Annotated in this window: 15 protein-coding genes and 1 pseudogene; 13 read left to right on the top strand and 3 right to left on the bottom strand. The window is 71.4% G+C overall.

Translation table 11 applies throughout. The features are described from left to right. Positions 1–1,047: 1,047 nt before the first annotated feature. Positions 1,048–2,649 carry an ABC transporter substrate-binding protein gene (locus tag H180DRAFT_RS05950; RefSeq protein ID WP_055484877.1) on the top strand — a complete coding sequence of 534 codons (1,602 nt, stop codon included), beginning with the start codon at positions 1,048–1,050 and terminating at the stop codon, positions 2,647–2,649. Positions 2,650–2,721: 72 nt separating this feature from the next. On the opposite strand, the gene H180DRAFT_RS05945 is transcribed toward H180DRAFT_RS05950, so the two are convergent. Further along, complete coding sequence (locus H180DRAFT_RS05945; protein WP_055484876.1) at positions 2,722–3,132, bottom strand: VOC family protein; 411 nt, start codon at positions 3,130–3,132, stop codon at positions 2,722–2,724. A gap of 308 nt (positions 3,133–3,440) precedes the next feature. Here H180DRAFT_RS05945 and H180DRAFT_RS05940 point away from each other — a divergent pair, with 308 nt between their 5' ends. The 3 genes and pseudogenes from H180DRAFT_RS05940 to H180DRAFT_RS05930 all read left to right on the top strand — a co-directional run bounded on the left by H180DRAFT_RS05940 (position 3,441) and on the right by H180DRAFT_RS05930 (position 6,057). Next, positions 3,441–3,827 (top strand): GntR family transcriptional regulator, encoded by a 387-nt coding sequence (locus tag H180DRAFT_RS05940; RefSeq protein WP_055484875.1) that lies wholly within the window; start codon positions 3,441–3,443, stop codon positions 3,825–3,827. A 212-nt stretch (positions 3,828–4,039) separates the two neighbouring features. Beyond that, positions 4,040–4,780 (top strand): annotated as a pseudogene (locus H180DRAFT_RS05935) (ABC transporter ATP-binding protein); the annotation flags it as partial. Positions 4,781–5,118: 338 nt separating this feature from the next. Then, positions 5,119–6,057, top strand: a complete 939-nt coding sequence (locus tag H180DRAFT_RS05930) for a hypothetical protein (RefSeq protein ID WP_055484874.1) — start codon at positions 5,119–5,121, stop codon at positions 6,055–6,057. Positions 6,058–6,316: 259 nt separating this feature from the next. On the opposite strand, the gene H180DRAFT_RS05925 is transcribed toward H180DRAFT_RS05930, so the two are convergent. Then, a complete protein-coding gene (locus H180DRAFT_RS05925; protein WP_175437719.1) occupies positions 6,317–6,799 on the bottom strand; it encodes a nucleoside deaminase in 483 nt (160 codons plus the stop codon). Positions 6,800–6,968: 169 nt separating this feature from the next. On the opposite strand from H180DRAFT_RS05925, the gene H180DRAFT_RS05920 reads away from it, so the two are divergent. The 5 genes from H180DRAFT_RS05920 (at position 6,969) to H180DRAFT_RS05900 (ending at position 11,592) form a co-directional block, all read left to right on the top strand. Continuing rightward, positions 6,969–7,532 (top strand): snapalysin family zinc-dependent metalloprotease, encoded by a 564-nt coding sequence (locus H180DRAFT_RS05920; protein ID WP_055484873.1) that lies wholly within the window; start codon positions 6,969–6,971, stop codon positions 7,530–7,532. 325 nt (positions 7,533–7,857) lie between these two features. Then, a complete protein-coding gene (locus tag H180DRAFT_RS05915) occupies positions 7,858–8,727 on the top strand; it encodes a 4Fe-4S domain-containing protein (protein WP_055484872.1) in 870 nt (289 codons plus the stop codon). Positions 8,728–9,081: 354 nt separating this feature from the next. Then, positions 9,082–10,131 (top strand): hypothetical protein, encoded by a 1,050-nt coding sequence (locus tag H180DRAFT_RS05910; protein ID WP_055484871.1) that lies wholly within the window; start codon positions 9,082–9,084, stop codon positions 10,129–10,131. Beyond that, positions 10,128–10,919 (top strand): hypothetical protein, encoded by a 792-nt coding sequence (locus H180DRAFT_RS05905; protein ID WP_055484870.1) that lies wholly within the window; start codon positions 10,128–10,130, stop codon positions 10,917–10,919. The genes H180DRAFT_RS05910 and H180DRAFT_RS05905 overlap by 4 nt, the downstream gene beginning before the upstream one ends. A 328-nt stretch (positions 10,920–11,247) precedes the next feature. Next, the gene (locus H180DRAFT_RS05900; RefSeq protein ID WP_055484869.1) at positions 11,248–11,592 is read left to right on the top strand and encodes a DUF5335 family protein; all 345 of its coding nucleotides are present in this window, start codon (positions 11,248–11,250) and stop codon (positions 11,590–11,592) included. 314 nt (positions 11,593–11,906) lie between these two features. Here the strand turns inward: H180DRAFT_RS05900 and H180DRAFT_RS05895 are convergent, their stop codons facing one another. Next, positions 11,907–12,875 (bottom strand): AraC family transcriptional regulator, encoded by a 969-nt coding sequence (locus H180DRAFT_RS05895; protein WP_079099868.1) that lies wholly within the window; start codon positions 12,873–12,875, stop codon positions 11,907–11,909. A gap of 429 nt (positions 12,876–13,304) precedes the next feature. Between H180DRAFT_RS05895 and H180DRAFT_RS05890 the strand changes: the two genes are divergently transcribed. From H180DRAFT_RS05890 to H180DRAFT_RS05875, 4 genes are all read left to right on the top strand, one after another. After that, positions 13,305–13,844, top strand: coding sequence for a hypothetical protein (locus H180DRAFT_RS05890; RefSeq protein ID WP_055484867.1), 540 nt, complete (start codon positions 13,305–13,307; stop codon positions 13,842–13,844). 107 nt (positions 13,845–13,951) lie between these two features. Continuing rightward, entirely contained in the window at positions 13,952–14,380 is a 429-nt protein-coding gene (locus H180DRAFT_RS05885; protein WP_055484866.1) for a hypothetical protein, read from the top strand. 273 nt (positions 14,381–14,653) lie between these two features. Beyond that, the gene (locus H180DRAFT_RS05880; RefSeq protein WP_055484865.1) at positions 14,654–16,495 is read left to right on the top strand and encodes a TIGR03767 family metallophosphoesterase; all 1,842 of its coding nucleotides are present in this window, start codon (positions 14,654–14,656) and stop codon (positions 16,493–16,495) included. A 30-nt stretch (positions 16,496–16,525) separates the two neighbouring features. After that, a complete protein-coding gene (locus tag H180DRAFT_RS05875; protein WP_074466640.1) occupies positions 16,526–19,237 on the top strand; it encodes a helix-turn-helix transcriptional regulator in 2,712 nt (903 codons plus the stop codon). Positions 19,238–19,416: the final 179 nt, after the last annotated feature.

Raw genomic sequence — 19,416 nt, 5'->3', positions numbered from 1 at the left:
TCCCTCTCCACCCCCTCGGGCAAAGAGACAATCCGCCGGAAATCCTCCGCCGTATCAGGAGCGTCATCATGCGGACGACGGGCACGCGAAGTGCGCATCGATACAGAAGTCATGTGCTTGGCCTACTTCCCCTCGGTGTACTGCATCTGCGGACACCGCGGGAGACAAGACACAACCGGGACGGACCGAACAAACGGTCACGCGCAAAGACCGGGCTCTCGAACGAGCCCCGCTCCCGCGGATGTGCCTTCTTGCCGAAGCACTGACCTCCGCGTGCCCCCCACCCCCGACAGCAAACGTCAACACCCGCCCCGCAGACGTGGCCTCGCACACCGTCCGGCCGCACCCCGCACACGACAAGACCGGGCGGAGGAGTCCCTGAGGGCGTTGCGGCGTACGGCGGTTCGGACGAGGGCGTCGGGAAAGAAGTCACCGGCCGGACGGGGTCCGGTGACGGTGCCGCCGCGTGCCGGGTCCGGTGCCGGACAGCACGTGTCCGACGCAGTCGATTACCCCGGGCAATCCTGATCCGGCCCGCCCGGAAAGCATCCGCCGCGAGTGGGAGCACTTCGGAGCAGAAGTCGCGGCGTCTCGGTCAGTGCTTTTGCAGCTTCCTGCCGAGTCTGTTCTTTCCGGACAATGGCTCAACGATCCGGAAATCACGAACAGGTATTTCCGGGAGCCGTTCCGATGCGGGCGTCCCTGTTCTCGGCGACGCGACGGAAGGGGTTCAACGAGGGTGAACTGGCCCAGCCCGTACGGGAGTTGACGTGACGTTCATCACGTGCCGAGCCATCGACACCCCCCACGCCCATGTGGTTGAAGCCGAGCCAAACGGGCATTCCACGGACCGGTGTGCCCGCATTGATTCACTGAAGTGCGATACGTTCCCGCGTTCGTATTGCGGATACGCCGCCGCCTGGTCCCGCCGGGGGGTAGCCATTCCTCACCGCACTGCATCAGATTGTCACTGCGGAAGCATTAGCGTCTCCCCGCGCCATTTCGCATGTGCGACAACCTCTGGCCGGACACAGGAGGGCGCCGACCATGAACCGCAGGACGCTCACGCCGCTCGCCCTTGTCGGGCTGCTCGCCTCCACCCTCGTCGCCTGCAGCGGCGCGGTGGACGGAAGAGGCGACCAGAGAAAGCCCATCGTGGTCGGTACGACGGCGAAAGTCGCGGTGACCGAGGACACCCCCGCGCCCTTCGACCCGGCAGCCTCCTACGACATCGGCTCCTGGAACATCATGCGCAACACGTTCCAGACGCTGTTGCGGCCGCCCCGCTCGGGCACCGAACCGGTGACGGACGCGGCCGAGAAGTGCCGGTTCGCCGGCGGGCGCAACGACCAGTACAGCTGCACCCTGCGGGACGGGCTGACCTTCTCCAACGGCAACAAGCTGACCGCCGAGGACGTCGAATTCTCCATCGAGCGCCTGCTCCGCCTCAACGTCCAGGGCGGCCCGGCCTCACTGCTCGGCAACGTCGCCAAGGTCGAGTCCGAAGGCGCCGACAAGGTCGTCTTCCACCTGAAGAAGCCCGACGCCACCTTCCCGTACAAGCTGGCCACCCCGGCGGCCTCGATCGTCGACAGCCGGACCTATCCGGCCGACCGCCTCGCCAAGGGCTTCAAGCGGACCGGTTCGGGGCCGTACGTGCTCGACGACTTCGACTCCAAGGGGCGCAAGGTGCTCCTCACCAGGAACTCGGACTACCGGGGCGGCTCCGAGGCGAAGAACGACAAGATCGAACTGCGCTTCTTCCGCTCCTCCGAAGCGCTTCAGAAGGCCCTCGAATCCGGCCGCATCGACATGATGAACCGCGGCATCACCTCCCGGTTCGTCCAGCAGCTGGAGGCGGACCGGGACAAGGGCATCAGGCTCGTCGAGCAGCCGGGACAGGGAGTGCGCTACCTCGTCTTCGACACGGAGGACAAGACGGTGGGCCGGCGTGCGGTGCGGCAGGCGTTCGCCCAGGTCATCGACCGCAAGCAACTGGTCGGCGACGTCTACTCACGCACCGCCGAGCCGCTGTACTCCATCGTCCCCGGCGGCCTGCTGGGACACACGAACTCCTTCTTCAACGAGTACGGCGAACCGGACGTCGAGGCCGCAAAGCGCACCCTGCGCGAGGCCGATGTGAAGACCCCGGTGAAGCTCTCCCTCCACTACCCGCGTACGAGCCGGGGCAGCTCCGCGGCCAGCGAGTTCGCCGTGCTCGGGAAGCAGCTCAACGAGAGCGGGGTCTTCGACGCGACCCTCGAGAGCGAGCCCCCGGACTCCTACAGCTCCGCCGCCCTGGAAGGGAAGTACCAGGTCTACGGCTTCGGCTGGCTCCCGGACTTCCCGGACGCGGACAACTTCATCGCGCCCTTCCTCGAGAAGGACAACGTGCTCAACTCCCCGTACTCCAACAAGGAGATCCGTGAGGAGCTGATCCCGCAGACCCGGCGTGAGCCCGACCGCGCGGACGCCACGAGGAAGTTCACCCGCGCCCAGAACATCGTCGCCCGCGACGTGCCGGTGCTGCCGCTGTGGCAGGGCAAGCAGTACGTCGCGGCCCACGACGACATCACAGGCGTGGAGTGGGCGCTCAACTCCTCTTCCCTGCTTCAGCTCTGGGAGCTCGACCGCGGGGTGGACGGCTGACGCGGGCCGCGGGCCGGCAGGTGACCGGCCGGCGGCGGGCGAGGCCGGTCGCCGCTGCGGCCGCCGGCCCGCTCAGCGCAGTTCCTGGATGCGGATCATGTTGCCGGCCGGATCACGGAAGGCGCAGTCGCGGACGCCGTAGGGCTGCTCGGCCGGTTCCTGGACGACCTCGGCGTCGCCGGCCTGCACCTGCGCGAAAGTGCCGTCGAGGTCGGAGGTGGCCAGCAGGATCCATCCGTAGGTGCCCTTGGCCATCATCTCCGCGATGGTGCGGCGCTCGTCGTCGGTGATGCCCGGGTCTGCGGCCGGAGGCGCCAGGAGGATGGATGTGCCGGGCTGGCCGGCGGGGCCGACCGTAATCCAGCGCATCTTGCCCTTGCCGACGTCGTTGCGGACCTCGAAGCCGAGGGTGTCGCGGAAGAAGGCCAGGGAGGCTTCCGGGTCGTCGTGCGGGAGAACGCTCGTGTGAATGGTGATGTCCATGCAGTCACGCTAGCCACGGCGCGGTGACCGCGCTTCTCGATTCCTGACCGGTTCGGCCTGCCTCTTCCGGCGCACACCCGGGGTCGCCCTCCCTCTCTTTTCACGGCCCCCGGGCTGTGCCGTCCTTCTGTCTCCACAGCCCGCTGCGGCCCGCCGGGGGCGCCGCCGCGGACGGTCGTGCTCGTCATGCTCCGTCCGTGTGACGACTGGGACGCCCGCCAACTGACGTACGGAAGCAAGAGGTTGACACCGAGACCGCCGCCCACCACCCTTTCACTACTTGATTAGTGAAAGGGTGGTGGAGGTGAGTGCTCACTTTCCGGATCGACCGGCGCAGCGGCGTCGCCACGTACCTCCAGATCGTCCAGCAGACCAGGCAGGCGCTGCGGCTCGGACTGCTGGAACCGGGCGACCGGCTGCCCACCGCCCGCGAGGTCGTTGAGGCGACCGCCGTCAACCCGAACACGGTGCTCAAGGCGTACCGCGAGCTGGAACGCGAGGGGCTCGTCGAGGCGCGCCGCGGCCTGGGCACGTTCGTACGGAAATCGCTGGACGGCGCGTCCGCCGGCTCCCCGTTCGGCACGGAGCTGGCCGACTGGCTGAAACGCGCACATGAGGCGGGACTTGACCGCGAGGTCGTCACGGCGCTGTTCAATTCCGCACTTGACCAGGAGTTTCCCGAGGGGGATCGATGACTGAGGCCGAAGACGCCGAGGAGAACGGGAGCAGGGAGGCCCGGACGCCCGCCCGACACGCCGTCGCCGTCGGGGGCCTCGGGGACGCCGGTAACGGCCCGAGCGGCGGGAGCGGCCCGAGCACCGGGAGCGCCCCGAGCACCGGAACCGGCGAGGAGAGCACCGGGAGCGGCGAGGAGGGCAACGCCGCACTCGAAGCGCTCGGCCTCGGCATGGGTTACGCGCGCAGCCGTCAACACGTGCTGCGTGACTGCACCTTCCGGCTGCCCGCGGGCCGCATCTGCGGACTCGTCGGGCCCAACGGCGCCGGCAAGTCCACCCTTCTCGCCATAGCGGCCGGGCTGATGCGGCCGACCGAGGGGACCGTACGGCTGCTGGGGACGACCCCGGCGGCGGCCCGTGAACGCATCGCGTACGTCGCCCAGCACAAGCCGCTCTACCCGCAGTTGACCGTCGAGGCGACGCTTCGGCTCGGCGCCGAACTCAACCCCCGCCGCTGGGACCAGGACGCCGCCGAGCGCATCGCATACGGAGGAGACGGGATCGCACCCCGTTCGAAGGTCCGGACGCTCTCGGGCGGCCTGCGCACCCGCGTCTCGCTCGCCCTCGCCTTCGGCAAGAGCCCCGAACTGCTGCTGCTGGACGAGCCGATGGCCGACATCGACCCGCTCGCACGGCACGAACTGACCGGGGCCCTGATGGCCGACGCGGCCGGGCGCGGCACCACCATCGTGATGTCCTCGCACGTCGTCGCGGACCTGGAGGGCGCCTGCGACTACCTGCTGCTGCTCGGCTCCGGCCGGATACGGCTGGCCGGCGATCAGGACGGCCTGATGGACGCCCACCGTGTTCTCACCGGACTGCGCGAGGACTTCGGCCCGCACCAGGTCGTCGAGGAGTACGACGCGGGGCGCGGCCGCACGGCGCTGGTCCGCACGGCCGGCGGACTCGACGCCCCGGCCGGTACGGGTCACGCGGACGACGAGCAGACCCTCGGGCCGGACGAGGGGGACGCAGAGCCGGACGAGGGTGCCGAGGGGTCAGAAGGGCCTGAGGAGTCAGAGGGGTCAAAGGAGTCAGGGGCATCCCGGGGGGCCGAATGGGCCGTGGAGGAGCCCACGTTGGAGGAGTTGCTTCTCGGCTATCTCCGCAACCCGGACGTGCCGGACCTGCTGCTCGCCGATGCGGTACCGGCCGGCGCCGTACCCGCCGACGGCCCGCCCTCCGGACCTGTGCCCACCGGCACGGTGTCCGCCGGCGCCGTGTCCGCAGCCCGTCAGGAGGCCGACGCATGAGCACGCCGAACGTCACCTCGACCGAAGCCTCACCGGAACCGGTCGCCCGCCTCCGGCCGCGCGGCACGGTCTGGACGGTGCTGCGCGTGCACCGCGTCGCGCTGTGGGTGTGGATCACGTTCGTGGTCCTCGTCGTCGCCGGTGCCGTCTGGCTCCACTTCGAGGGCTTGGACATCCGCGAAGCGAAGAGGCTGTGCACGGAGCTGAAAGCCGAGGCCTTCTGCACCGAGGGGTCAGCCGTCGTCCCGGGCTGGGACCACCGGAGTCTGATGGACCTGACGGCCTTCCTCATCGCGGGCGTGCCGTTCGCCGTCGCCGCCTACGCCGGCGGTGTGTACATCGGAGGCGACTTCGAGGCGGGCACGGTCGACCTCCTGTGGACCCAGTCGGTCAGCCCCCTTCGCTGGCTCGCCGTCAAGCTCGGCCTCGCGGCGCTGCTGATCGCGGCCGGCACGGCAGCGATGGCGCTCGCCTTCCGCCTCGCGTGGCTCTCGGGCGAGGAGAACCTCCTCGACCCCTGGTACGCGTCCGGCATGTTCAACGCCATGGGGCCGGCCGTTCTCGCCTACGCACTCCTCGCCCTGGCCCTCGGCACGCTCGTCGCGCTGCTGACGGGGAGAGCGATGCCGGCTCTCGGCGCGGCGTTCGGCCTCACCCTCCTCGTGCGGCTGCTCGGCGACATCTTCCGCTCCGAGCTGTGGCCGAAGGACCGCTGGGACTGGCGGGGCCGGATGCCCGACGACGCCCAGGAGTTCCGGTACGAGGTCCCGGACGCGCGGTCGACGGGCGCCGACCAAGCCACACGCGAGATCATGCAGATCCATCCCGCTTCGCACTTCTGGCCCATCCAGCTCGTCGAGACCCTTCTCCTCCTCGGCATGGCCGGGCTCGCGGTGGCCGTCACCTTCTGGGCACTGCGGGGCCGCCTGCCGTGAACGACCGGCCGCCCGCGGGCCGTCGGCAGCGCGGGGGCGGGCGGCGGTACGCGGGCCGGCGGCAGTGCAGCGCGGGCGGCAGTAGGCAAGCCCTCGGCAGTGCGGTACCGGCGGCGGTACGCGCGCCCCCGGCAGCGCGGCACGGGCGGCAGCGCGGTATCGACGGCGGTACGCGCGCCCCCGGCAACTGCCCGCGCACCCACCGAGGTCGGCCCGTTCGGCCGCCGCGCGCTCGGCGCGCAGGAGCGGGTGTCGTTTCTCAGGGCGCGCCGTGGAGGCGGCGGTGCAAGTCGTGGACGGCCTCGGCGAGTTCGGGAACCGGGCCTTCCACCACGACTGCGGGGGCGACCTCCTGGATGGGGAGCGTCCGCACGGGAGGCGCTGGAACCCCCAATTCCGCGAGCCAGCCCGACAGTTGCTCGGAGGAGCTCACGTAGACGATGCGGCCCAGACCCACCCAGCCGTGCGCGGCGGCGCACATCGGGCAGTGCTCGCCCGACGTGTAGACGGTCGCCGTCGCCCGCTCGGCAGGGGTCATGTTCGCCGCGGCCCAGCGTGCCAGCTCGAACTCCGGGTGGCGGGTGCGGTCGCCGAGGGCCACGCGGTTGCGGTCCTCGGCCAGGGGCGTGCCGTCCGCGGCGGCGAGCACGGAGCCGAACGGCTCGTCGCCCGCCTCCAGGGCCTCGGTCGCCAGTTCAACGCAGCGGCGCAGGTGCCGCATTTCGACATCGTCCATCGTCATGCCCCCAGGGTGCGGTCGTCAGCGGATGCTAAGTCCTCGCTCCTCCGGGCGCACCCGGATCGGGGCCTGCGCGAGAACCGGCCGCTTTGGCTCCCGCAGGAGTCCGCCGAACCCAACTGGGGCATGTACACGCCAACATCAGAGCTCTGTCCCCCACCAGGAGGCCGATGTGTCTGTCCGTAATGTCACCAGAGCAGCCCTCGCCGGGTCGCTGACGGTCGTCGCCCTGCTCGGCGGCCAGGCAGCCGCCGCACCGGCGGAATCACCCCGGAGCGCCGCCGAACCGAAGGTCCTCACCTACGACTCCAGCGGATCGGCCGAGTTCGCCGAGGCGGTCGACAGCGGCGTGAAGGTGTGGAACGACAGCGTCACGGCCGTCCGCCTCGAGAAGGCGGCGGACGGCGCGCAGGCCAACGTGCGCATCGTCGCCGACGACGGCTGGCCCCGCGCCGTCACCACCAGCCTCGGCAACGGCACCGTCTACATGGGCCGCGAGGCGGTGCAGCAGGGCTACCACACCACCCGCATCGCCTCGCACGAACTGGGCCACATCCTCGGCCTGCCCGACATGAAGCCCGGCCCGTGCTCCAGCCTGATGTCCGGGTCCAGCGCCGGGGTCTCCTGCACCAACGCCGACCCCGACGCGTCGGAGAAGGCCGAGGTCGAGGAGAACTTCACCCAGGGCGCCGCCGGTTCGGCCGCCCCTCAGCGCACGCTGGTCTTCCAGGACTGAGATCCGCAGGAGCATCCGGACGCGCACCGGCTGCCCGGGGCCGCGGTGGCCCGCACCCGACTCGCGGATCACCGCGGCCTCCCACCGCGGTCCTCGCACGGCTGTGCGTCCCGGCGAAGCCCGAACAGCCGCAGGCTCTCGAGGTTCATGAGCGGCGGAGCCGGCCTGCGCCTTCGTCTGCGAGGGGGCGTTGTCCGACCCGACGGAGAGCGCACCCGGTCCCGGAATACCAGATCAGCGGGGTCTGTCGGTTCCGCCCCGCGAGCGGTTATCCCTGAACCGGCGCCCGTGGACCTGGGCGTTCCCTGCCGGAAGGAGACCTGTCGTGGACAGCTGGTACGTGGACGACCGCTGCACCAACTGCGATGCAGCCCGTCAGTTCGCGCCCGGACTCATCGGTGAAAGAGGAGGAAGGTCCCAGATCCTGCGCCCGCCGCGCGACGAAGAAGACATGCGGCGCCTGCACGCCGCCGTCTTCGCCTGCCCCACGCGTTCGATCCGTCCGGTCTCCGGCAGGCCCGACGAAACGCTCGACCCGTTCCCGATGGCACTCGACGACAGGGTGTTCGTCTGCGGGCACAACTCACGCCGGACGGCGGGAGCCAACTCGTACCTGCTCGTGCGGGCGTCCGGCACGCTGATGATGATCGACACCCCGCGCTGGAGCCGTGAACTGGCCGAACGCTACGAGGAGTCGGGCCGCGTCACCGATGTGCTGCTGACCCACCGCGACCACGCCGCGCACGGCCGCCGCTACGCCGACCACTTCGGCGCCCGGCTGTGGATCCACGAGGGAGACCTCGACGCGGCGCCGGACGCGGACCGGGTGATCCGCGGACTCGGGCCCACGGAGATCGGCGAGGGGGTCACCGCCCTGCCGGTGCCCGGCCATACGGAGGGCAGCGTGCTTTACCTCGCGGACGACCGGTACGGCTTCAGCGGCGACAGTGTCTACTGGTCGCGCTCCACCGGCGATCTGGAGGTGGCGGAGAGCGTGACCTGGTACTCCATCGAGGAGTTGGCCGCCTCACTGGCCAGAGCGGCCGCGCAGGTGCGCTTCGAGTGGATCCTCCCGGGCCACGGCGACCGGCGGCTGCTCCCCGCCGGTGAGATGTCCGCCAGACTGCGGGCCCTCGCGGAACGGACCGGTCAACTGCGCCCCCGCCCGGTCGACTTCACCGCCGTGAGGTGGTGAACGAGCCGCAGGCGGTCCCGGTGCCGGTGCCGGTGCCGGTGCCGCGCCGGTCGGACGAATGGCCGCGCCGGTCGAACGCGGGGCCGGGGCGCCTGGACGAGCGAAGACACCTGTGCCCGTCCCGGCGAGCGGCGCGGGCCCGGCGTCCCGCCCGGCACCCTCACCGGGCGGGACACGCTCCGGCACGTGCAGGGGGCGGGAAGCCACCCGTCCGAACCATCACTGCCGCCGGCGACCCCGGCGGGCGTGCGACGGCGCCGGACGTCGAGCGGGACGCAAAAGGCCAGGCCAGAGGCCACTTGGAGGCCGAGACGAGCCCGCGCGCGCCGCCGTCCGCCGTGCTGTACTGGCCGGGTGAAGCGCAAGCACGCATCGGCGTCGTCCTCGCGCGGCGGGCGTTCCGGCAAGGCGGCTTCCCAGGCCGTCCGGGTCCGTGCGGCCGAGGAGCAGCGCCGCCGGGTCGGGCTCATGATCGAGCTCACCGCTCGGGCGGGCGCGTACCGGAAGGGCCTCTTGGCGGCGGTCCGCCGCCTCAGCCCGGAGGAAGCGTCGATCCTCGCCGATCTGGAGCGCAAGGGACTGCAGGTGCCGCAGCTGCACGACGTGCTGTGCGGCGGCCATGTGCTGGTCGACGATCCGCGGCTCTACGAGGACTGGCGGTCCGCCAGAGGCAGCCGGCCGCGGCTGTCCAGCCACCACCGCGACATCGACAAGGCACGCTATCCCGACATCGGGATGCACGGCCAGGTCGTACGGGAGAAGCTGCACGGCCGGACGGCGCAGGGCACCTGGGTGCAGCTGGAGAAGACCCCGGCCGCCTTCGGCAAGGGCAGGCTGCCCGGCCTGAACGACGTGCGGCATCTCGTGGACTACGTCGTCTACCGGGTCACCCGCAGCAACGTCGGGCCCTGGGGCCTGTCACGGATGACGGAGCGGTACCCGATGTACCTGTCGCCGGTCCTGGCGGTTCCCACGTCCCTGACTCCTCCGGTCGCACGGTCACTGACCCGGGCGCTGCGCCGGATCGAGACGGACGACGATGTGACCGCCGTGTCCCAGGACCTGGCGTCCCGCTTTCCCCCTCCCGACCGGGAGGACCTGGCCGCGGAGCTGGGCCGGTCGCTGTCCGGCAGGGCCGGCCGGGGCCTCTTCGGCAGTTCCGAGGTGTGGGTCACCGAGACGCCCTCGCCCAGCGCAGCCGAGGTCGTGCGGGAGCAGCCCCGGCCGCCCAGGACGGCACGCGCCTGGCTGGAGGGGGCCGCCTCGCCGGACGGACGAGAAGGGCCGGACGAATCGCACAGGCCCGGGGAACCGCAGAGCCCCGGGGAACCGCAGAGCCCCGGGGAACCGCAGAGCCCCGGGGAACCGCAGAGGCCCGAGGGACCGGAAAGAGGGGCAGCATGAGCGACGCGGAGCGCGACGGGCCTGCACCGGAACCTGGGCCGGGCCGTGAGCCGAGGCCGGAAGCGGAAGCGGAGATCGGCGACGCGTCCGTCCCGGAGGGCCTGGTCCCGGCCGTGCTGCATCTCGTGGACACGGGGCCGGTGCTGCTCGGTGCGTACACGGTCGCCGAGCTCACAGCCGTGGACGCGATCGTGGACTTCCTGGAGGCGCGGCCGTCGGACGAGGTGCTCGCCGAGGCCGTCCGCTCGCTGGCGGCGCGCCAGCTGCTGCTTGCGGGCTCCGACGGCGAGCAGGTGCAGGTCCGGGGCGACCTGGGCATCATCGTGGCCTTCCAGCGTCGGGCACGTTCGGTGCTCGACGCCCGTACGACCGGTACGGGTCCGGGGGAGCCGTGGCGGATCCTGGTGCTTCCCCAGCCCGAGGACATCTGCCTGATGGTCCGCATCGACGCGCTCGGCGTCCACCAGATCGGCCTGCACAAGCTCGACGAGGCGCTCCGCGTCCTCATCGACTGGTTGCCGCGGGGGCACCTGGCGGACCCCGACGAGGCGATCGACACCGATGCCGTGCTCGCCGCGTCGGAACGTTCCGCGCTGGTGACCGTCACCCACTTCACCGCACAGGGATCGGCGGAGGTCGCGACCGGCAGTACCGATCTGATCCTCGCGCGCGACGACGGGCGGCTGCACGTCCTCGCGCGGGATCCGCGCGACCTGAAGCAGCTGGTGCCGGACCGGGTGGACGGCCGGGACGGCGTCCGCGACAGGCTCGTCGGGCTGCTGACGTGACGGGCCGCGGCTGAACGACTGACGTAACGGGCCGCGAGAGGCTCGCCCGGCCTGCTGACACCGCCGCGGCGGTCGGGAGACCTCGCTCCGCCCGACGCGGTGCCGCAGCGGCAGGAGTCCGGTCGCGTACCCGCCCCGGCTCCTCCCGGCAGCGTCCTCCCTCCCCGGGGACAGCCACCCGGCGGCAGCGCGAGGCCCCGGCCTGGGCCCGGCGGGGCAGGCGCCGACCGGCGCTTTGGACCTGCCGGGCCATGGCCGGGGGTGGTGCCGAGGGGCACTGTGGGCGTGGAGAGCACTTCACCGGAACCACCTCAGCGGGAGGGCCGGCATGGCTTCCACCTCCACGCTCCACCGCAAGGAGTGGCGGTCCGCACTCGACGCATTCGACGCCGAGCATCAGGGAGAACGCGTCAGCATCGAGGTGCTGGACCCGTCGATCGGCCACCAGTACGAGGCCGAGCGGCTGCCGTTCTCCTCGCTCTCGTACGACCCGAAGGACGACGTGGTGATCGTCGCCGTCGGCGGTGAGCCGCCGCGCTACCCGGTTGTGATGCGGCACATGGTGGCGCACCCGAAGCAGGTCCAGGTCACCGGCGAAGACGTACCGGAACCTGCCGTCCGGCTCGTCGCCCCGGACGGGAGCGTCACCTTGATCACCTTCTACCCGCCGTAAGCGGGAGCGGACTGAACCCGGGCCGGCTGAACCTGACTGAACCCGGACTCACTGAGCGCGGGCCGGACCGGCGGCCTCCCTGGCCGCGGGACGTCCCCGGCCCGGCTGACGCATGCCGGCAGCACGGGGAGTCCTGGTCCGGCACGGCCACGGCGGAGACGCGGTGCAGTGCATCCGCGGTGCGGATCCGCACGGCGGGGAAGCACCCGGCATCCGGTGAGAAGCGCCCGGTCCGACCGCGGGGTCCGACCGCCCTGTCCGACCGGCACCGGACGGCCTGTGTGAGCGCCGTCCGACGCCTTGTCCGACCGCGATCAGGAGTACAGCGTGTGACCGGGCAGCTGCCCGAACGCGTCCCGGTACGTGTCGGAGAACTTCGAGGGGTTCGGGAAGCCCCAGCGGGCGGCGACGGAGCCGACCGACGCACCCATGGCGGGGTCGGTGAACTGCAGGTCGCGATGTGCGCGTTCGAGGCGGATGCGACGCAGGTAACCCATCGGGCTCGTCCCGTACTGAAGGAGGAACCCTTGGTGCAGCGAGCGCGGGGAGACGGACACCGCCGCGGCGACGTCGGTCAGGGTGAGGGGCCGCTCGGCGTTCATCTCCATGAAGGCGGCCGCTCGGCGCAGCAGCGCCGGCGCCATCTGACCGGGACCGGGCTGGTAGTCGGACGTCATCGTGCTGTTCGGGAACGCCTTGACTGCCGCCGTACCGAGCAGCTTGAGAGCCCGCGAGTAGACCAGTGGCTCGGCCAGCGGACTGTCGGAGGACTCCAGCTGACTGGCGACGAATCCGACCGTGGAACGCCAGAACCTGTCCATCGCCGGTGAGACGGGTGTCGTTCCGACGAAGTCGAATCCGCCCTCGGCCCCGTACTCGGCTGCCGCCTCCTCGGCTGCCTGGAACGGAACCGAGATGACTTCCTTGCTGAGGCGGTCCCAGCTGATCGTCAGGGGAACCCCGGGGGGCCAGACCGCGGTGTCCCCGGTACGCAGCCTCGTCTCGATGTCGCCGGAGGTCACGGTGACCGTGCCGTCCCTGACGACGACGAACATCAAGTAGTCCAGAGGGGCGCATTCGATGCTCATGGCCGAGTGCGTGAGATGGTCCAGGCTCATCTCCCCGGCGGTCGTACGACGCCCGTCGAATATGAACTCGTCAGTCGAGCCGTACCTCGGCCGGAAGGCGCCGTACATCTCGGCGCTCATGACTTCCGCGGCTCCCGGGTCCGTCGTACGGAACTCGGACCGCTCGACCGGCAGCCTCTCGACTTCCATTGACATGGTCGCCTCCAGCTCAGCGGCTGTACCTGCAGAAGCTCCCTCTTTCGACCGTACTCCCCACCGTTCCGGCGGCGGGCATCGAAGACCCCGGTTCCCCCGCCGCCCGTCAGGAAGCTCGCGGACCCGGCTCCGCGGGCGCCCGTGTCCGCCGCACCGAACAGCAGTGAGCGGTGCCGACAGCGGTCAGCGGGCTGTACGTACTCGGATGACTCCGGCACCGCAGCACCGCAGCACCGCAGCGAGGTGCCGGAGCTGTCGTCGCGGGCCCGCGGAGATCCGAGCGACAGGTCCCAGGTGTGCTGCTCGGCCACGGAAGGGGCGTCCCGTACGGCGGAAGAGGCGCGCCCGGTACGCGTCGCCGCGCGGTACGGCGCGGGCGGCGCGCGAGCATGTCGGGACCTTGAACTCCTCCCGCGCCGAGGCGAACTGATGTCCCAGCACGACAGGCCCCTTCCGCCGTACGCCGCCGCGGTGCTCACGTGGGTCCGGCGGCACCCGCCGGACGAGCGTGCACTGTTCGGGGGCACGTACGGGCTCGTACTGGCCAGCGCGCTCGTCGCAGCGCTGGAGAGTCCGGAGGAGAAGCCGGATCCGGCGGCGGACCTGCTGTGGGTGCTGCTCGCCGCTGTGGCGACGGCGGCCGCCCACGGCTACGCGCACGCGGTCGCCCACCGCGCCGCCGACAGCCGCAACGCAACGACCAGCGCCGTGCGGAGGGTACTCGCGGAGTGGCCGCTGGTCGCCGCCGCGCTGCCCACGGCCGTGCTGCTCTGCTTCGCGGTCGCCGGTTGGCTGCGGGAGGCCGACGCCGTGGAGGCGGCGCTGTGGTTCAACACCGTCGCGCTGTTCGCCTGGGGCAGCTGGGCCGCGCGTCTCGCGGGACGCGGATGGCCCGGGTCGTTCCGTTCGGGCGGCGTGGACCTCGCGATCGGGCTGGTCGTCATCTTCGCCAACTCCTGGATCCACTAGCGCCTGTCCGGCGGACAGGTCCTGAGGGATCCGGCGGACAGCCCCTGAGGAATCGACTCACCTGAGGAAATTGACTTCAACGGAGGTTCAAGTTGAAGACTCGCGCCATGGAGACCACAACCGGAACAGCAGCGGGCGCGACCACCGTCCTGATGCACAACACCATGAAGATCACAGAGGGACATCTGGAGGGCTTCAGGGAGGCGGTCCGGCGTGCCGTCGACTTCGCAGAGGAGCACGGCCCGCAGCTCATGGTCGAGGTGTTCGTCGACGAGTCCGAACTGCGCGCCCACAGCTTCCAGTTGTATGCGGACTCCGAGGCGGTCCGCACCCACTGGAGACTGTCCGACCCCTACATCGCCGGGGTGATGGAGCACTGCGCCGTCGAGCGGCTCGACGTCTACGGCGCCCCGGACGAGGAGGTACGGGCCGCGCTGGCACCGGGGCCGGCCGTCCCGTTCCCGGTGAGCATCACTCCGTTCATCACGGGGTTCCACCGCCTGGCGTCGGACGGCGCGGACCGCGGCGCCCGCTGAGCGGCACCCGCTGACCCGCGTCGGACCCGCCTCCCGCGGGGACCGGACTCCCCCGGCGGACCGGCCTCCCGCGGGGGAGTAGTGATTACTCATGCGTACGGCCCGCCTTCCGTTCAAGAATCCTGCCTGCCGCACGGACGCCGTGCGGCAGCCCCCTCGCGTGACCGGCGGGGGGCGCTTCTTCCGTGACCGCCGCCCGCGGCTCCCCCATTGCCGCGGGCGGAGGTCCGAGCAGGGATGGGGATGGGCCGGGTGCCGCTTTCACGTCGCAGGATGCTGACCTTCGCCGCGGCAGGTGTGGCCGCCGCGGCCATCGACGCGGGCGGCAAGGGCCGTGCCGCGCTTGCCGTCTCGAAGCTGTTCTCCCCGGGCGCCCCGCTGCCCGGGAAGGGAGCCGGAACCACCCTGAGCAGGACGGTCCTCCCGGGTCCGCCGGACGGCAAGGGCTTCAGGAAGCTCGTCGAGGGCGAGGGCGAGAAGCATCTGCTGCGCACGGACATCACCTCCGTACGGGCGGAGAAGCTGAAGCCGCTCGCCGCGTTCGGGCACCTGAGCGATCTGCACATCGTCGACGACCAGTCGCCGTCCCGCGTGGAGTTCCTGGACCGCTACAACGACGAACCCGACTCGGGCTGGCCCTTCTCGGCGGGCTACCGCGCACACGAATTCCTCTCGCTGCATCTCGTCGACGCGATGTGCCGTTCGCTCAGGCAGCTCGGCGAGGGTCCGAGAACGGGGCTGCCGCTCGCCTTCACGGTCGTGACGGGTGACGCAGTCGACAACGCCCAGCTGAACGAGACCCGTTGGTACATCGACCTCCTCGACGGCGGCAAGACCGTCCAGGCGGACTCCGGTTCGCTCACACGGGACGAGAGCGTCGCCAACGGCACCTTCGGCCGCAACGAGCACTACTGGCGCCCCGAGGATCCGGCGGACCCCGCGAACCGCTACGGCAGACGCGGATTCCCCCAGATCCAGGGCCTGTTGGGCGCCGCGCGCAAGCCCTTCACCGGGGGCGGTCTCGGCATGCCGTGGTACGCCGTGTACGGCAACCACGACGTGATGGCGCAGGGGAACCTGCGCATCGACACCGACCTGCCGTTCTTCCACTCGCTCCAGTACCACACCGTGCACGGCTCCAAGTGGACAGAGGGCCCCGAACTCCCCGCCGACATGGACGACTTGGACCTCGTCGACGTGATCAGGGCCGTGTTCGACGGCGTCGAGTCGGAGGACGTCACGGCCGACCCGGCCAGACGGCTGCTCAGCCCCGCCGAGTTCGTCGAGGAGCACCACCGCACGAGCGGACTGCCGCAGGGGCACGGGTTCGAAGCCGGAAGCGACAAGGCCTACTACGCGATACCGGCCGGCGAGAACGACCCGGTCCAGTACATAAGCCTGGACTCCACCAACCCCTGCGGCCTGACCAACATCGCGCGCAACGCGAACGGCGGGATCGACGAGGACCAGTTCCGCTGGCTGGAGGAGCGGTTGAAGGAGTCCAGCAGCACCTACTTCGACGAGTCGGGCAACGCCGTGACGCAGCAGGGCGTACGGGACAGACTCGTCGTCGTCTTCTGCCACCACCCGATTCACACGATGACGAACACCGAGAACGACCACCGCTCCGGCGAGGAAGTCGAAGCCCTGCTGCTGCGCTTCCCCAACGTCGTCCTGATGGCGAACGGCCACACGCACCGCAACGAGATCAGGCCGCACGCGCGCCCCGCGGACCACGCCAGGCCGGGCGGCTTCTGGGAGGTCTCGGCGGCGGCACACATCGACTGGCCCGTCCAGAGCCGCGTCATCGAGATCGCCGCAGGACGGGACAGCGCGGGCCGCGAGTCGATCTCCGTCTTCACCACCGTGCTCGACATCGAGGCGCCGCTGTCCAACGACGGCGACCTGAGCAGTCCGCGCGCACTCGCGTCCCTGGCACGGGAGTTGGCCGTCAACGACCTCCAGGTCGACGAGAGCCACCGCGGTGGCGAGAAGGACCGCAACGCCGAACTCCTGCTGCCCGCCCCGTTCCCCGTGTCCGGAATGAAGGCGCCGCGCCCGGGCGCAGCCACGCGTCCCTCCGCAGCACGCGAGGAGCCCGCACGGACCGGCTGAAGCGGGCACTCCTCTGCGTAGAGTTGCGGCATGGAGGACTCTCGTGTGCCGGCGTCGGTGGCGGGATGGCCCCTGTACGGGCGGGACGGGGAGCTGAGCAAACTCACGGGCGCGCTCACCGGGAGCGGGTACTCCGGGCTCATCGTCTTCGGCCGGGCCGGCGTGGGCAAGTCGCGCCTGGCCGAGGAGTGTCTGGCCGTGGCGTCGCGGGCCGGTTTCCGCACCGGGCGGGCCGTGGCGAGCAACGCGGCCGCGGCCGTCCCTCTCGGCGCGATCGCGCACCTTCTGCCGACGGGGGTGGACCTCTCCGACCCGGTGCGGGGGTTCGCCGCGGTGGCGGAGGCGATCCGGGGCGGCCGCGATCCGCGGGAGCGGCACGCGGTGTTCGTCGACGACATCCATCTGCTCGACGCGACGTCAGCGATGCTGCTGCGCCAGCTGATGGACGCCGGCGTCATCACGCTCATCGCGACGATCCGCACCGGGGAGCACGCCACCGAGGCCGTGCAGGCGCTGACGTCGGGGGAGACGATCCTCCACGTCGGGCTGGACGCGTTCGACCTCCGGCGCACCGAAGGACTGCTCCAGCAGGTGCTCGGCGGGCCTGTCGCCCGCAGCACGGTGCGGGACCTGCACGAAGTGTCCGGCGGGAACGTGCTCTTCCTGCGCGAACTGGTACGGGGAGCACTGGAGAACGAAACCCTCACCAGCGACGGCGAGGTGTGGGAGGCCGTCCCCCGCGCCGACTGGACGACGCTGCGCCTGGCCGAGCTGATCCGGGTGAAGGTCGACGCCGTCGACGGCCCCGGCCGTGACGCGCTCGAACTCCTCGCCTGCTGCGGCTCGCTGCCCCTGGCGGCTCTGGAGCCGGACGCACCGCAGCACGTGCTGACGGAACTCGAACGCAAGGGCCTCATCCGGTTCGGCACCGACGGGCGCCGCACGCGCGTCTCACTGGCGCACCCGCTCTACGAGGAGGTCCTGCGCACCGGTGTGCCGGCGCTGCGGCACAGGGCCATCCAGCTCGAACAGGCCGACAGGATCGAGGCTTTCGGCGCGCGAAGACGCGGCGACGCGCTGCGCATCGCGACATGGCGGCTCGACGCCACCGGCAAGGCCGATCCGGCTCTGCTGCTGCGGGCCGCCCGTCTCGCGCACTACGCGCACGACCACCCGCGGACCCTCGCCTTCCTCAACGCGCTGCCGGAGTCGCACCACGACACCGGGACGCGGCTCATGCTGGGCGAGGCGTACTTCATCACGGGCAGCTGGGATCTCGCCGACGCCGTACTCGCGCAGGCGGCCGAGTCCGCGAGCGACGAGGCGGAACGCATCGCGATCACCGTGACGAGGACGACGAACCTGCTGGTGAGCAACACGCCTCTCGCCGAGATCCTCGAGGTCAACGAGGCCGCGCGCAGCGCCGCGTCCAGCGGTCTGCTGCGCGGACCGCTGCTCGTCAACGAGGGGTTCATCAGGCTGGCCAGCGGTGAGCCCGTCACCGGGCTGGAGCTGCTGGACCGGCTCGAACCCCACGCCGACCAGGCGCTCGACCGACGGATGTGGCTGTGCGGAGCGGCGGTGAGAACCCTCGGGCTCGCCTTCGTGGGACGGGTCAAGGAGGCCGTCGACTGGGCCGAACGCGCCCACGCCGCACACGTGCTGACGGACGAGGAGGCACGCCCCGCGCATCCGGCCGTGCAGCAGGGGACCATGGTCCTCGCGCTCGCGGAGGACGGACGGCTGGAGGAGGCCGGGGCGCTCTGCGAGAGCGTCAGCGCCGATCTCGCCCTGCACAGCCCGCTGTTGAGGATCTTCCCGGCGCTGCTGAGCGCACGTACGCAGTGGCTCGCCGGACATCCCGCGACAGCACGTCGCATGTACGCCGAACTGGCCGCGCTCGCCCGCCGCGAACACCAGGTGAAGCTGCTGCGCTTCGCACTGAGCGGCCTCGCCGCCTGCGCGGCCGTGCTCGGCGACACCGAGGCGGCGGGGAACGCCCTCACGGAGCTGGACGGTCTGTCGGGCGGGGCCCCCGGCTACTTCTCCGTCGGGGAGGAACAACTCGGTCAGGCTTGGCTGCTGGCGGCCGGAGGCCACTTCAGCAGGGCACGGGATGTGCTGATGAACGCGGCGGACGCGGCGCGCGCGACCGGTCACGTCGCCTCCGAGGGGCTGCTGCTGACGGACGTAGCGCGCCTGGGCGGCGCGGACGCGGTGGCCGCACGCCTGAGCGGGATCACGGCGCGGTGCGACGGCGAACTCGCGGCGGTGCGGGCGCGGCTGGCCGCATCGCTCGCCGCGGGCGACCCGAATGAACTCCTGTCGGTGTCGGAGGAGTTGGAGGCACTCGGTGCTCATCTTCCGGCGGCCGAGGCCGCAGCCGCCGCCGCGGGCGTCTGGCGGCGGCGCGGTGAGAGACGCCAGGCGACGGCCGCCTCGGTGCGCTCGGGCTCCATCGCACAGGCGCACTGCGAGGGGGCGCGGACGTTCCTGCTCGACACGGTGCGGGCCGCGGCTCCCCTGACCGACAGGGAACGGGAGATCGCGGCCCTGGCGGCGGCGGGTGAGCCGAGCAAGGAGATAGCGGCGGCGCTGACCCTCTCCGTGCGTACCGTCGACAACCATCTGCAGAAGGCCTACGCGAAGCTCGGCATCGCCACCCGCCGCGAACTGGCCGCGCACCTGGGCCAATTCGGGCCCTCCGGGCCCTCCGGGTCCTCCGGGTCCTCCGGGTCCTGAGTGGCCTCGCCGCGGGATGCAGGAGGGGCCGCCGCGACGGGGACTCGGCCTGGGACGACGTTCGGTCTCGGCCGGGGCTGACCTTCCCCCCGCGCCCCGACCGGGGGCGACGGGCGGGCGCGGACACCCGGTCCTCCCGCCCCGGCCCTCCCGCCCGGTCGTCCCGTTGGGCGTGAGCC

The sequence above is a fragment of the Streptomyces sp. WMMB 322 genome (assembly GCF_900090145.1).
GTDB lineage: Bacteria > Actinomycetota > Actinomycetes > Streptomycetales > Streptomycetaceae > Streptomyces.
The sequence above is the reverse complement of the archived record's forward strand: the minus strand, read 5'-3'. Positions and strand labels throughout refer to the sequence as shown.